The sequence below is a fragment of the Mesonia sp. HuA40 genome (assembly GCF_008017835.1).
Classification (GTDB): domain Bacteria; phylum Bacteroidota; class Bacteroidia; order Flavobacteriales; family Flavobacteriaceae; genus Mesonia.
Window position 1 is genome coordinate 165,380 of the sequence record NZ_VRLT01000028.1, and the last position, 12,732, is coordinate 178,111.

The window sequence follows — 12,732 nt, forward strand, 5'->3', positions numbered from 1 at the left end:
CTGTGAGAGTAATAGCGAAACGAACTTTACGCGACTTTTGGGAGAAACACGCTGACTGTGATGAACAATTAAAGTCTTGGTTTAGAGAAACTGAAAAATCTGAATGGAATAATATAAATGAATTAAAAAACGATTATCCGAGTGCAAGTATTTTAAAAGACAATCGAATTGTTTACAATATTAAAGGCAACAACTACCGATTAATTGTAAAATTCAACTTTGATTTTCAAATATGCTGGATAAGATTCATCGGAACTCACGCAGAATATGACAAAATAGACGCAAATAACATCTGATTATGAAAATAACACCAATAAGAAACGAAAAAGACTATCAAAACGCTCTGAACAGACTTGAAGAAATTTTTGATTCAAAAAAAGGAACTGAACAAGGAGATGAATTGGAAATCCTTTCAATCTTAATTGACAGATATGAAAATGACAACTTTCCAATTGGAATGCCTGACCCAATTGAGGCAATCAAATTCAGAATGGAACAGATGGGAATGAAACAAAAGGATTTAGCCGAAGTTGTTGGTTTTAAAAGTAGAGTTAGTGAAATTTTAAGTAAAAAACGTAAACTGACTTTAGGAATGATAAGAAAACTAAATTCAACACTTCACATTCCGACTGAAGTGTTAGTTCAAGATTATTAATAAAAAAGTCAGTTGCCAACAATGGCTATAAGTAATTGCTTATTCTCGCCTGCTTCTGAATCCCGAAACTTCGGGGCTCGCGGACTTTCTATCTGTGATTTATTTGCTAACTTTAGTGCTGAAACACGCAACAAACCATAAACAAACACGTTGGCTACAACCTTGACAAATTCTCTTAAATAATGCTATTAAATGACTTAATAAATTCAACTCATTGGTTCAGTGTAGAAATGACAATATTGAAACTCTATCCAGAAATTAAAAATGTGATTGAGGAATATAAAAAAGTGTTTGAAAAAATAAAGTTAATGTATCCTGAACCCTGTGAAATGGAAATTGTCCTAACTGAATGTGAGGATAATTATGATGAAGAAATGACAACCTATGTTGACGTATCTGGGAGAAAATTGAACGAAGTTGAATCTCAAAGTTATGCTCTAGAATTCACGGAGTGGAAAAAATGGCTTGGAATGAAAATTGCCAATGAGACTGTCGAAAAATTTACTGAACTGGAAATCATTTCTCATTGCCTCTACGAAATGACTTTTGTTGACTATGAGGAAGATGAAATTCAGGAGCAATTCAATAGTATAAAAAAAATAGCAAGTGAATACAAAAACTTAACAGAAGAAGAGCGAAAAGACAAGACTATTTCATTTGAAAAATTAATAAAACAACTAAAAGAAAAAGGCAGCAGCTAAAAACATGAATTGTTCATTGCTATCTTCGGTTTACGGCGGAAAGAATCCTGTGAATTTTTCTGCAACGTATCATACACAAACCCTTTGCGCCCAAATAAAAAAACACGTTTCATAAGATAATTCAGATTAAATGATGGTATCTTTGATAGTATCAAATGATAGTATCAAAAATGAAACCACCTTACGAAATAACATCTTCTATTTTAAAATTAATAACTTCCATTTCAGAGAAAATAGGAGAAGTAAATGCTAATTTATTAAACAGACCTTCACCTAAATTGAGGAAACAGAATAGAATCAAAACTATTCATTCTTCGTTAAAAATAGAAGGAAACACACTTACAGAAGAACAAATAACTGCACTTCTTGAAAACAAAAGAGTTATTGGGCCTAAAAAAGATGTTATTGAAGTTTTAAATGCAATTAAAATTTATGAAAATTTAGATGATTACAATCCTTCTAATGAAAAATCTTTTTTACAAGCACACCAGAACTTAATGGAAGGTTTAATCGAAAATTCTGGAAAATATAGAAATCAAAGTGTCGGAATTGTAAAAGGTTCTAAAGTTGAGCATTTAGCACCACCATTTGAAAATGTGTCATACTTAATGAAAGACCTTTTTGAATATTTGAAAAAGTCTGATGAAATTGAGTTAATTAAAAGTTGTGTTTTTCATTACGAAATGGAATTTATACATCCATTTTTGGATGGAAATGGTAGAATGGGAAGATTATGGCAAACTTTAATTTTAATGGAAAAACATCCAATCTTTGAATTTTTGCCTTTTGAAACTTTAATCAGTAATGACCAAGAAAAATATTATAAAGCTTTGGCTGAAAGTGATAAAGCTGGAAAATCAACTAAGTTTATTGAATATATGCTTAATGTAATTGACATTTCAATAAGTCAGCTATTAAATTTTAATAATCGTACGTTAAATGAAAAAGATAGATTAGAATATTATCTCTCATTAAATAAAACAGAATTTACTAGAAAAGACTATATGAATATTTTTAAAGACATTTCATCAGCAACTGCAAGTAGAGATTTAAAAAAAGGAGTTGAATTAAATTTATTTGAAAAAATAGGAGAAAAAAATAAGACAGTGTATCGTTTAAAATAACTGGACACAAAAACTGGCTATGATTCATTGCTTCTGACTTTCCTACCGGAATGTCCTCGCAAATTTGCTATCTTCGGTTTACGGCGGAAAACCCTCGCGGATTTTCACGTAACAAACCATTTACAAACACGTCGCCAAAAACATGAAAAAGATACTTACAACATTTCTACTACTTATTTTAATCTTACCAATTTATTCACAGGATATAAGCCAAAAAAGAATTCTAGAGTTTGATTTAAATTCAGATTTAGATGAACTAAAGAAAGTTGGGTACGGAGAAAAAGAATTGAGAATTTTGGGGGTAATTCTAACAGAGAGAATAAATGAAAATAAAAATATTGATACCTTAACAGTTAAAAATTGCTTGCCCTTAATTTTAAAACATAAACTTTATAATAGTGATTTTGTAAAATCAGCTGTAAAGAAAGATTATGCTAACAAAAGAGACAAATTGATTCAGTTTAATGATTTATTGATACTTGAAAACATTGATAAAATTGATTACGGAATTATTCTATTTTGTAGCACGGCTTCAATAAGTTGCGATAAATTTCTAACCGATTTAAATTCTGTTATTGGAATTCAATTTCTGAAGAAAAATAAATTGTACTATTATGATTTATTTAAAAAAGAGCAGTTTGATTATTTAGTTAAAAAACAAAAGGAGCTTCTGGATTCAAATGCTCAACCACATTTTGCAGTTATGAAAAACGGAAAAATTATTAATGATTTCATTGGATACAGCAAATTATCCGAATTGTTTAGTAAATTGAATAATTAAAATATTAATGCCAACAATGGCTGTACTGCATATCGGCGGATTTTCCTTGTCGGAAAATCCTACATATTTACAAATTGATAGTCTTATACAGAAAAATCTTATTGATTTTTCCGTAAAGACAGCATAGCCCAAACATTTGCCAATCATTGCAAAAAATTAAATATGAAAACAAAATCATTAAAAATTAAAAAGCCTTGCAACGAAAAATGGGAAAATATGAACCCTAATGAAAAAGGTGGTTTTTGTAATTTATGTTCAAAAAAAGTAATTGATTTCACCCAATTGAACCAATTTGAAATATCTGATAAAATTAAAAAAGCAAACGGTAATATTTGTGCAAGAGTAGCTCAGCGACAATTGAATATGCCATTATTGAACTTTGAGCCAAAAAAAAATTACAATTTACCTTCTTCTCATATAGCAATAGGTTTAATGCTTGCTACCTCATTATCTATTGGTCAACCTTTAAATGCAGAAAATGCTAAGCCAAGAACTGAGTTGGTACAGTCAACAGATTCCATTTTGAAATCAAAAAGAATTTCTTCCACAAAAAAATCAAATAATCTTAAACCTAATGACTCAACCCAATTTAAAGGCAAGGTTATATCTGATAAAAATGGAAATCCAATAATCAATGCAAAAATTAGTTTTGTTACACTTGAGAAGATATTAACTACCTATTCAGATAAAAAAGGAAATTTTTCTATTAAAATCCCAAACGCGCTAATAAAAGATCAAAATGTTATAAAAGTTTCATTCGATCAGAATAATACCCAGTTTGAAACCACAGATTTAATCTTATCAAAGAAAAATATTTCAAATAATCAGGAAATTAAAATTAAAAATTCATACGTAATTTTGGGACGAGTTTCTTGTTCTTACGATAAAGATGAAGCGATATTTCTATTTGAAAATAAAGAAATGACAATAGATGAGTTTTTAAAAAAACTAAAGTCTGAAGAATTAAATCATTTAAGTGATAAATTTCATTTTTATTACTTCGAACCTAAATTTGCGAAAATTTTATATTCAAATAATTCCGAAAATGGAATATACCTTTTAATAAGAAAAGAAAATTAGAAAACGAAGTCAACAACATATATCTAACATATATCTTCAACTGTGGCTCTGTGTTCTTCGGGCACAAGCGTTTATGCGTCTATGCCAGTTCTTTTTACTATCTTCAGTATTAAATTCCTTCAAAAGAAGGATATACGAGATCCTTGGTAAAAACATAAAGCACGAACTTTCCTTGAAATAGGTTGAGTAAAAATAAAATCAACTGCCTTTATTATTGTAAATTACTAATCAATCCTTTAATTTAGTAGGGCTAATTAACTTTTTGTTTATAAACCAAGTTTCGATTTGAGAAAAATACTCTTTATTATAAGCTTCCTTAGCCTCGGCGCAAGAGGGCAGAACAATGATAAACCAAAAGTTTTCTACAACCTAGACGATGAGGAGATAGGTTGGCAAGCTTATTTTAAACTAAAAGAAGAAACCAATAGTTTAAACCAAATTACAGCCACCGATTCAACTTTGCAGTATCGCTTGATTCGTAGAGAAAATACCGGCACCTTACCACCTACTACCTTTTTGCAATTGAAACAGTATTTATCCGCTTTAAGCGGAAAAGAAATCCGTGAAAATGAAAATATAGTCATCAATTACCTTAGTCGATATCCCGAAAATGATCAACCATCAGATCATTCTAGCCGATCGAAATGGAATATCTACCATAAGAATTATTTAAAGAAATTGCATCAACTTGCGCCAATAAAGCAATTTTGGATGCACGCCCCCACTATTAAAACTTTAGACTACCACCACGCCAATCGTTTAAATTGGTTAGCCGATGAAAAAGATGCGCTTTTTATTTTATTCTTTAAGCAGACTGTGCCCCTTGGCAATTATATTTTGATAAAACCCAATGGCCGCTACTATTACTATTTAGGGGAATACGGGAAAGACCATGTGCTGCGGCAGGCCGAAGATTTTTTTAAACTTGATTAAAAAAGAATTATACTGGGGCCGTCGGTTTTATTTGTCAAGCAAAAATCCTATATTTCAACCACTAACAGTGATAAGGCTAAATGCCAAAGAAACAGTCTAAAGCTTTACCCGATGAAAAACGAAAATACACAGCACTCATCAAATACAGCAGCGGCTAAGCTACCGGCTTATTTAAAGCAAGCCTTGCAAGGAGTAAGGCAGGCTTTTGAACAAGAAGAACCTATTAGCTTTAACATAATAGAAGCCAAGGATAAAGGCTTTAGCATAAAAGTGAACGGCTTGTTTGCCTTTGTTAGCTTTGGTCATTTTGCTTGGTCTTACCCCAATATTAAATTCTGGCACAATGCCTCCCGTCATTTAGTGGGTCATAGCTTTAGCGGAAGTATTCACAGCCTAAAAGAAAATCCGGTTGGTATTTTAATCGATGCCAAATCTTCTTCTTTTGAGCCGGCACCGCTGGCCTTGCATTCCTGCTATCGGGCAGTGGTTTTACAAAAGTCAAAATATGGTGTTTTTGCCGACCTAGGCGTTCACTTTAATTGGCAATACGGTTCGTTATTGGGCTTAATTCATCTATCCCATATGCTAGATAAGAATCAATGGGTAGCTATGCAGGAGGGTGAAATTATTTCTACCCAATTTATGGGATACAATGAGAAGCAACAACTTATATTGGGCGATAACCTAGAACGCACGATGTGACTAAAAGGTGTGATGTCTAAATGAACTGGCAATTTTCAGGAAGTACAGCATTCAAAGCCTAAGCAGCACAGACTTGTCTATTATGTTTTATGAAAATACCCCAATAAGATTAATAGGAATAGTGGATTTTATTAGCCAGCCTAACCAGCAACCAAAAGACACCTTAAACAGTTGTAAGATGGTGACTGCATAGCCTGTGATGTGGTGGGCATCAAAAGAAAAGGGATGGTTGCTTACTAAAATCAATTAAATTTATCTACCCACCATCAACAGTCACAAAATGCCAATAGAAAACATACCTGAAATTTATTTTGATGAAAAGCGGAACCAGCGGGTTTTGTTTGTTTCCGATTTTAAAATCTGCGAAACATAGATTTTACGCAAAACCGTATACGAGTAAAAACGCCAAATTCCATCTACTGGCTTTTAGCCTATTAAATAAAATTATGATTTTAACAAACTTTAAAAAGCTTTGCTTTTTTAAATATTTTAATATATTTGTCTCGAAAATCTTAGAAAACTGCGATAACTCCAGGACAATTTAAATATTTAACAATCAAATCGTAAAAGGGTTAAAATGAAAAGCTAAATTTTTTTTTGATATTAAGTAATACTAAATCTGGACGTTAAAAACCAAAATAGACCAAACCCACTCAAAAAGAGTATTTTAAATAACCATTAAATTTTAAAAAATGATTAAAAAATCACTAAAAATGATGTCAGTTTTATTTGCTGCATCTATGCTACTTACTTCTTGTTATTCGTATACCAGCGTTGTAGGCGAAGGAGCTCAAGGATCTAACCAAACTACTAAGTGGAACCACTACGTAGTTTATGGTCTTGCGCCAGTAGGAGTTTCTGATTCTAAGCAAATGGCTGACGGTGCCGAAAATTATACGGTACACACCCGACAGTCTTTTGTAAATGGCTTAGTTTCTGCGCTTACCTTTGGAATCTACACGCCAACTACCACTACGGTAACTAAATAATCTTTAAATTGGGAGTTTGCCGTTTTTAGCAAACTCCCATTTGTCTCCATATATGAGAAAATTAATTTTTTATATCGCAGTGGCCATAAGCCTCGTGCTGCTACTTAATATTTTAAAAATTTTTATTACTGATTTTAGCCGACTTACTTCTTATGGCTATGGTTATCTGGCGGGAAAAATTGTATTATTCATTCTATTTGGCGCACTGGTGTACCGCACTAGAAAAACCAAATCTCCCATTAAAAAAGAATCTAATCCTTAGTACATTTATGATCGCGTGTTTGTATTCCTAAACAAGCCTTATGGGTAAGTATCAAACACTATTTACATTCGCGCTAAATTCTATTTCTCGATAGTACCCCCCAAACATTCCTTTCAAGCCATTTCAAGTACTACTATTGTTTGCATATTTAAATTTGATATTTTGTTTTAAAACAATATTTCTTTTACGATAATTCATTGCCCCCGCTGCTACACCATGGCATCGCGTTCTCTTTACCTTATCACCAAAATTAGCTCAAACAAGCTAATGCTGAACCTTTTTTATTTACACCGCAATTAACTGGTAGCGCTTTACCCAATAAAAAATGCTATTAAAAGTGTATATTTGAGTGTAGATTACGAGTTGTATGAAATGCCAAAATTGCAAACTAACATTCTGAATTAAGGAGAAAACTATTTAAATAAAGAATGATCAAGAAAATATTGTTCCCATTTATTGCGATATTCTTAGCCTATAGGTCTTATGAATTGTTGAAAACAATTTGGACGTTAGAACCTTCTGAATTGAACTTTGGGAGTAAACTATTCCTGTCCTTTCTGTTGAATTTATTTATTACAGGAGTTTTTGCATTTATTGGTTTTGCATACAAGACGAGTCAACTTTTGCCCGAAAGTTATTATCGAATTAAGAATAAGAAGTTGATAAAAAAGTCTTCAAAATTTCTAAAAATTCAATACTTTAAAATGTTCCTATTGTTTGTATTTTGGGGCAAAAGAAATAATAGACTGAAATATTTTAACGGTACAAAATCAGGTTTAGAGAACTTAGAGTATCAAACAAGACAATCTGAATTTGGACATCTAGCAGCATTGGTAGTAATTCAACTCAGTGTTATAATAGTTTTAATCAAAGAACATTATTGGATTGCCTTTTTGACTACAACATTCAATTTTATCTCTAATTTTTATCCTGTATTGCTTCAACGAAATCATAGATTACAAATCGAACGAATTAAAAATATCAAAAAAAGAAAGCAGACAGAACAATAACTACGCATATAGCTTTTGATCGGCGTACGTTTTCCTGCAAAGTTTTGGCTACGCAGTAAGCTTTTTGGTTTCGGTGGACAGAAAATTGCTTCGAAACCGCCACAATTCAAATGTGAACCGTTGGGCTTCATACTTAAAAAATCAAACTGAATCATATCTTTTGTAAATTTGATTAATTTAAGATAAATTATAATGGATATTCGAACAACAAAGCTTGAACTACTAAAAACAAATTTGGAAACTGAAAACTATGATTTTATCTAAAGAGTAGCTGACTTTGTGAAAAAAGAAAAAGTTGATTTTTGGGACGAATTGACTCCAACCGAACAATCTGAAATAAAACAAGGTGTTGAAGAATTAGATAACGGAAAAAGAATTTCATACGAGTCATTTCCTAAAGAAAATTTCTTAATAAAAATATTCTTATCCTAACTTACCGAATCTAAAATTCTAAAGCTTTCGCAATATTTACTGGAAGAGTGGAACTTTAGAACTAGTGAAAATTTTATCTCAAAACTAAACGATAAAATTAAACCCCCGCTAGTGCGCAATTACCTCACGTTTGTCTTGCTTATCACCAAAATTAGCTCAAACAAGCTAATGCTGAACCTTTTTTATTTACACCGCAATTAACTGGTAGCGCTTTACCCAATAAAAAATGCCCATAAAATTGTATATTTGAGTGGATATAAGGAGTTGTGCCCAATTTTAAAAAAAATCCGTTAAACATCAAATTCTCGCAATTGATTGTTAATTTTAGTAATAGAATATTATATTTGAAATATGTATAAAGAAAAATTAAAATTCATTGACCTCTTTTGTGGAATTGGAGGTTTTAGAATAGCGTTTGAGGAAGCTTGTGAAGAAAATAAAATCCAAGCTGAATGCGTGTTTTCGTCTGATATTGACAAATATGCACAAGAAAGTTATGAGGCAAATTTTGGAGAAAAACCGGCTGGCGACATAACGAAAATTAATGAAAAGGACATTCCAAACCACGATATACTTTTTGCTGGTTTTCCTTGTCAACCCTTTAGCATAATTGGGCAAATGAAAGGTCTAAATGACACAAGAGGAACTTTATTTTTTGATATAGCGAGAATTATTAAGGAAAAAGAACCAAAAGCATTTATTTTAGAAAATGTGAAACAACTTGTTGGACACGACAAAGGAAAAACATTAAAAGTTATCGTAAAATCCTTAAAAGATTTGGGATATCACGTTCAATATAGTGTACTTAACGCTTTGGACTTTGGACTACCGCAAAAAAGAGAACGGGTTGTTATTGTTGGTCATAAAGAACCAATTTTATTTACTTTTCCAAACCCAGAAAAACCATACAAATCACTGACCGAAATATTAGAAAATAAAGTTGATAAGAAATATTTCGCTTCAGATTATATAAAAGCCAAGAGGAAAGAAAAGCACACTTCTTCCTATTATCCATCAATTTGGCACGAAAACAAATCAGGCAATATCTGTTCTTATCCTTTCTCTTGCGCTCTTCGTTCAGGTGCTTCGCATAATTATCTTTTAGTTAACGGAGAAAGAAGATTAACACCAAGAGAAATGTTTAGACTGCAAGGTTTTCCCGATTGGTACAAAATTATTGTGAGTGATGCACAAGCAAAAAAACAAGCTGGAAATGCTGTTCCAGTAAATATGATAAAAGCAGTGGCTCAAAAACTATTGCCTTATGTGGCGACAACAATTGACCCATCAATGGTTTTAAGAGAATACGATTTAAAATATAATGCAAGTTAATGACAAAGAGAAAATCACCAAGATTAAGAACTGTAAGCAAATCCGTTTCTGCTTATCCACTAAATAAATTCAATTCAGATTTTCCATATATTCTCGGTCAAGAAATAGTTTATTTATTAGCAAGCAAGGGACGCGCTGACCTACAAGGAAATGAATGGGAGCAAATTTTTGCTTTATGTGTTGGAGCTGACTGGAAACCATCAAATGTTGGATTGGATGATGTTGTAATGGGAAATACAGCTTGGGGAGCAAAAACTGTAAAATCAGGAGTAAAAGACTTTAAAAACTTAAAGCAAGTTCGATTGATTTCTGGCAGAAATTCACCTGTTTATTCTTATGGAGGAACAATTGATACTTCTGCTGACCCAAATTTAATTGGAGAGCAAGTGCTAGAAATTTGGAATGAACGTGTATCTGCAATACGTGAAAAATATAAACATTTAAGAACTGTCGTACTTGTAAAATCAAACGACCTATCCCAAGTAGCCGTATTTGAATTTGATACAATTCGTTACGACTCAGAACTTTTTAACTTTGAATGGAATAAAAATGGTAATCTCGAAGGTTTTATTAAAGGCACAAGAACAAAACAATTTGTGTGGCAGCCACACGGTTCACAATTTACGATAATAGAAAAAGTTCCCGAAGAAACTTTAATTTTAAAAATCAAACCACCCGAAACATTGGATAAGGAAAAAATACTCGATGCTATTGGATTTGACAAGACTTGGGTTACAATTGAAAGAAAGTAAAAAAACTGGGCACAACACCGTATATAGCTCATAGCTAATTAGTTGCTTAATCGAAGATAAAGCATATTTGCAAGTCCGCCAAATTTTTTAATTTGGCTTATTGATAAAAAAAATAATAAGAAAATTAAAAAATTCGGCTCGTGCTTAACCGAAAAATTATCGATAATTTGCACGCTACGAGCCATATACAAGACCGTTGTAAAACATTTACGAAAAACTTTACGACATTCAATGACAAAGTAAATGTCGTCTAAAAGTCAAATAAAAATCGTTATCAAATTTTAAACGAATTACTACTTTTAGAGTTAAATAAAAGTAACAAACAAATGAACTGGATTGCAAAGAAAATAAGTGAAACCCGAAAAATTAAAGGGCTCACTCAAGAAGAATTGGCTGAACAAGCCAAAAAGCCTTAAAAAAACAATATAAAAATACTATTGCTTTTGCATCTAATGCCAGAAAAGGTAATTTAGGTGAAATTTGTACAGACATAGATTTTGTTGAAAAAGGCTATGAAGTGGTACACGTTAATAGACACACGACCATTGACCCGATAGGCGATAATACTGGTATAGACCATATATTTAAAAATCCAGAAACTGGAGAATATGTGATTGTAGAAAGTAAATTTCACGGTACTGGTGGTCTTTCAAATCTATCAGATGGTACGAGACAAATGAGTAACAATTGGATTTCTAACGGTTTAGAAAACAATACAGATAGGTTATGGAAAGCTGTTGGCGGTGATATGTCTTTATATAATGATATAAAAAATAATGGTTTTGAACGTGTCATTGCTTATATTCAAGCAGATGGAACTATCAATTATAAATATGTTGGTGCAGATGGTTATGAAATAAATACAGTTTTTGACAATTAATACTTTATGAAAAATGTAAAAGATAATACTTTCTATAATAATATTATTGAAAAACATTTAGATTTAGTTCATAGAAGAGAGTATGAAATTAAAAATTTTCCACCAAAAGAAGAATGGGAAACTAGACCCCATAAAATGAGCACAGAAATACATCTGCAACAAATAAAGTTGGTAACTTTTTCAGCAAGATTACAAATCCTCATCGCTTCCTATTCCATAGGCAATAATAAAGAAAATTTACGCAGTCAATTTTCAGAAGCAGTTAAGGTTATGGAGCAAGTTTGGGATAAACGTATTACAAAAGTTTACCACGGACGGCAGGAGGAAGAATATAACCAGTATAAACTAAATTCTTATATTCATATGCTCCAAATGTTTTCATTAGCAGTTTTATTAGAGGTACCTAAAAATGAATTTGATATTTTAGTAAACTTGATCGATAGAGATCATATTAAAGATAAATTGATTGAGTATATGATTTCATCTAGATACTCAAAGAGACCTGTTTTAAAAAAAGAAAGTTATCAGCGCTATATGATGATTCCAAAGTTGTACAAAAAACTTGTTAACATAGCTTATGATTTAAAAGCTGAACAAGCAATATTAGAGACTAGGGACTTTTTAAAAAAAGAATGGATTAAAATACCTAAAAAGCATTTCATAAGTCTGAATTTAAAAGATATTCCTAATTATGAAGTTAAATCGGGTTTCGTAGGTCTTTGGGCTTTTGAAGTAGCGGCAGTTGTCAAAATAAAAGGTATAGATGATAGTAGTTTTAAAGATAATAGATTTTATCCCGATAGATTAGTGTGTTTTTAAGGGAATTATTTAAAGGTCAATAATTGAATAATGGCAAGAACCTTAAACTATTAATGTTTAAGGTTTTTGTTTAAAAAATTGTTTAAATCTTAATTTTATATAAGTATTTAATTGATGAAAAATACAGTCTACAACACTGCATATCGCTCATTGCGGAGTTTGTGGCTGAAATCGGAGTTTCGGGATTTTCTGGGAATAAAATCACTGAATTGAAAAATAATCGCTAATTTTCCCGCAACGAAGCGATATAGGAGACCGTTAGCTTGCATTAAAAACAACC

Annotated in this window: 16 protein-coding genes; all 16 read left to right on the forward strand. The window is 31.6% G+C overall.

The genetic code is table 11. The annotated features are described in order from the left end of the window. Positions 1-2: 2 nt before the first annotated feature. The 16 genes from FT993_RS06045 to FT993_RS06125 all read left to right on the forward strand — a co-directional run bounded on the left by FT993_RS06045 (position 3) and on the right by FT993_RS06125 (position 12,452). The gene (locus FT993_RS06045) at positions 3-296 is read left to right on the forward strand and encodes a type II toxin-antitoxin system HigB family toxin (RefSeq protein ID WP_147861645.1); all 294 of its coding nucleotides are present in this window, start codon (positions 3-5) and stop codon (positions 294-296) included. 2 nt (positions 297-298) lie between these two features. Beyond that, positions 299-655, forward strand: coding sequence for a type II toxin-antitoxin system HigA family antitoxin (locus tag FT993_RS06050; protein ID WP_147861646.1), 357 nt, complete (start codon positions 299-301; stop codon positions 653-655). Positions 656-837: 182 nt separating this feature from the next. Then, positions 838-1,356, forward strand: coding sequence for a DUF6557 family protein (locus FT993_RS06055; protein WP_147861647.1), 519 nt, complete (start codon positions 838-840; stop codon positions 1,354-1,356). A gap of 170 nt (positions 1,357-1,526) precedes the next feature. Continuing rightward, on the forward strand, positions 1,527-2,480 hold the full coding sequence (locus tag FT993_RS06060; protein WP_147861648.1) for a Fic family protein: 954 nt from the start codon (positions 1,527-1,529) through the stop codon (positions 2,478-2,480). A gap of 142 nt (positions 2,481-2,622) precedes the next feature. Then, positions 2,623-3,261, forward strand: a complete 639-nt coding sequence (locus tag FT993_RS06065; RefSeq protein WP_147861649.1) for a hypothetical protein — start codon at positions 2,623-2,625, stop codon at positions 3,259-3,261. A 162-nt stretch (positions 3,262-3,423) separates the two neighbouring features. Beyond that, positions 3,424-4,341, forward strand: coding sequence for a carboxypeptidase-like regulatory domain-containing protein (locus tag FT993_RS06070; protein WP_147861650.1), 918 nt, complete (start codon positions 3,424-3,426; stop codon positions 4,339-4,341). Between the two features lie 285 nt (positions 4,342-4,626). Next, the gene (locus tag FT993_RS06075) at positions 4,627-5,274 is read left to right on the forward strand and encodes a hypothetical protein (RefSeq protein WP_147861651.1); all 648 of its coding nucleotides are present in this window, start codon (positions 4,627-4,629) and stop codon (positions 5,272-5,274) included. A 111-nt stretch (positions 5,275-5,385) separates the two neighbouring features. Next, positions 5,386-5,976 (forward strand): hypothetical protein, encoded by a 591-nt coding sequence (locus tag FT993_RS06080; protein WP_147861652.1) that lies wholly within the window; start codon positions 5,386-5,388, stop codon positions 5,974-5,976. 692 nt (positions 5,977-6,668) lie between these two features. Continuing rightward, complete coding sequence (locus tag FT993_RS06085; RefSeq protein ID WP_147861653.1) at positions 6,669-6,965, forward strand: Bor family protein; 297 nt, start codon at positions 6,669-6,671, stop codon at positions 6,963-6,965. Positions 6,966-7,017: 52 nt separating this feature from the next. Then, positions 7,018-7,227 (forward strand): hypothetical protein, encoded by a 210-nt coding sequence (locus FT993_RS06090; RefSeq protein ID WP_147861654.1) that lies wholly within the window; start codon positions 7,018-7,020, stop codon positions 7,225-7,227. A gap of 428 nt (positions 7,228-7,655) precedes the next feature. Further along, positions 7,656-8,237 carry a hypothetical protein gene (locus FT993_RS06095; protein ID WP_147861655.1) on the forward strand — a complete coding sequence of 194 codons (582 nt, stop codon included), beginning with the start codon at positions 7,656-7,658 and terminating at the stop codon, positions 8,235-8,237. 279 nt (positions 8,238-8,516) lie between these two features. Next, a complete protein-coding gene (locus FT993_RS12505) occupies positions 8,517-8,669 on the forward strand; it encodes a hypothetical protein (protein ID WP_255504436.1) in 153 nt (50 codons plus the stop codon). A 351-nt stretch (positions 8,670-9,020) separates the two neighbouring features. Beyond that, positions 9,021-10,001, forward strand: a complete 981-nt coding sequence (locus FT993_RS06110; protein WP_147861656.1) for a DNA cytosine methyltransferase — start codon at positions 9,021-9,023, stop codon at positions 9,999-10,001. Further along, complete coding sequence (locus FT993_RS06115) at positions 10,001-10,753, forward strand: hypothetical protein (RefSeq protein WP_147861657.1); 753 nt, start codon at positions 10,001-10,003, stop codon at positions 10,751-10,753. The genes FT993_RS06110 and FT993_RS06115 overlap by 1 nt, the downstream gene beginning before the upstream one ends. A 517-nt stretch (positions 10,754-11,270) precedes the next feature. Beyond that, positions 11,271-11,633: a hypothetical protein gene (locus FT993_RS06120; protein ID WP_147861658.1), complete on the forward strand. Its 363-nt coding sequence runs from the start codon at positions 11,271-11,273 to the stop codon at positions 11,631-11,633. Positions 11,634-11,639: 6 nt separating this feature from the next. Beyond that, positions 11,640-12,452 carry a PoNe immunity protein domain-containing protein gene (locus FT993_RS06125; protein WP_147861659.1) on the forward strand — a complete coding sequence of 271 codons (813 nt, stop codon included), beginning with the start codon at positions 11,640-11,642 and terminating at the stop codon, positions 12,450-12,452. The last annotated feature ends 280 nt before the right edge of the window (positions 12,453-12,732 follow it).

What these genes read in the sequence shown, in the direction of transcription:
- FT993_RS06055 (WP_147861647.1), top strand. Translation starts at nt 838, where the DNA reads ATGCTATTAAATGACTTAATAAATTCAACTCATTGGTTCAGTGTAGAA.
- FT993_RS06070 (WP_147861650.1), top strand. Translation starts at nt 3,424, where the DNA reads ATGAAAACAAAATCATTAAAAATTAAAAAGCCTTGCAACGAAAAATGG.
- FT993_RS06065 (WP_147861649.1), top strand. Translation starts at nt 2,623, where the DNA reads ATGAAAAAGATACTTACAACATTTCTACTACTTATTTTAATCTTACCA.
- FT993_RS06080 (WP_147861652.1), top strand. Translation starts at nt 5,386, where the DNA reads ATGAAAAACGAAAATACACAGCACTCATCAAATACAGCAGCGGCTAAG.
- FT993_RS06115 (WP_147861657.1), top strand. Translation starts at nt 10,001, where the DNA reads ATGACAAAGAGAAAATCACCAAGATTAAGAACTGTAAGCAAATCCGTT.
- FT993_RS06125 (WP_147861659.1), top strand. Translation starts at nt 11,640, where the DNA reads ATGAAAAATGTAAAAGATAATACTTTCTATAATAATATTATTGAAAAA.
- FT993_RS06095 (WP_147861655.1), top strand. Translation starts at nt 7,656, where the DNA reads ATGATCAAGAAAATATTGTTCCCATTTATTGCGATATTCTTAGCCTAT.
- FT993_RS06090 (WP_147861654.1), top strand. Translation starts at nt 7,018, where the DNA reads ATGAGAAAATTAATTTTTTATATCGCAGTGGCCATAAGCCTCGTGCTG.
- FT993_RS06085 (WP_147861653.1), top strand. Translation starts at nt 6,669, where the DNA reads ATGATTAAAAAATCACTAAAAATGATGTCAGTTTTATTTGCTGCATCT.
- FT993_RS06060 (WP_147861648.1), top strand. Translation starts at nt 1,527, where the DNA reads ATGAAACCACCTTACGAAATAACATCTTCTATTTTAAAATTAATAACT.
- FT993_RS06050 (WP_147861646.1), top strand. Translation starts at nt 299, where the DNA reads ATGAAAATAACACCAATAAGAAACGAAAAAGACTATCAAAACGCTCTG.
- FT993_RS06110 (WP_147861656.1), top strand. Translation starts at nt 9,021, where the DNA reads ATGTATAAAGAAAAATTAAAATTCATTGACCTCTTTTGTGGAATTGGA.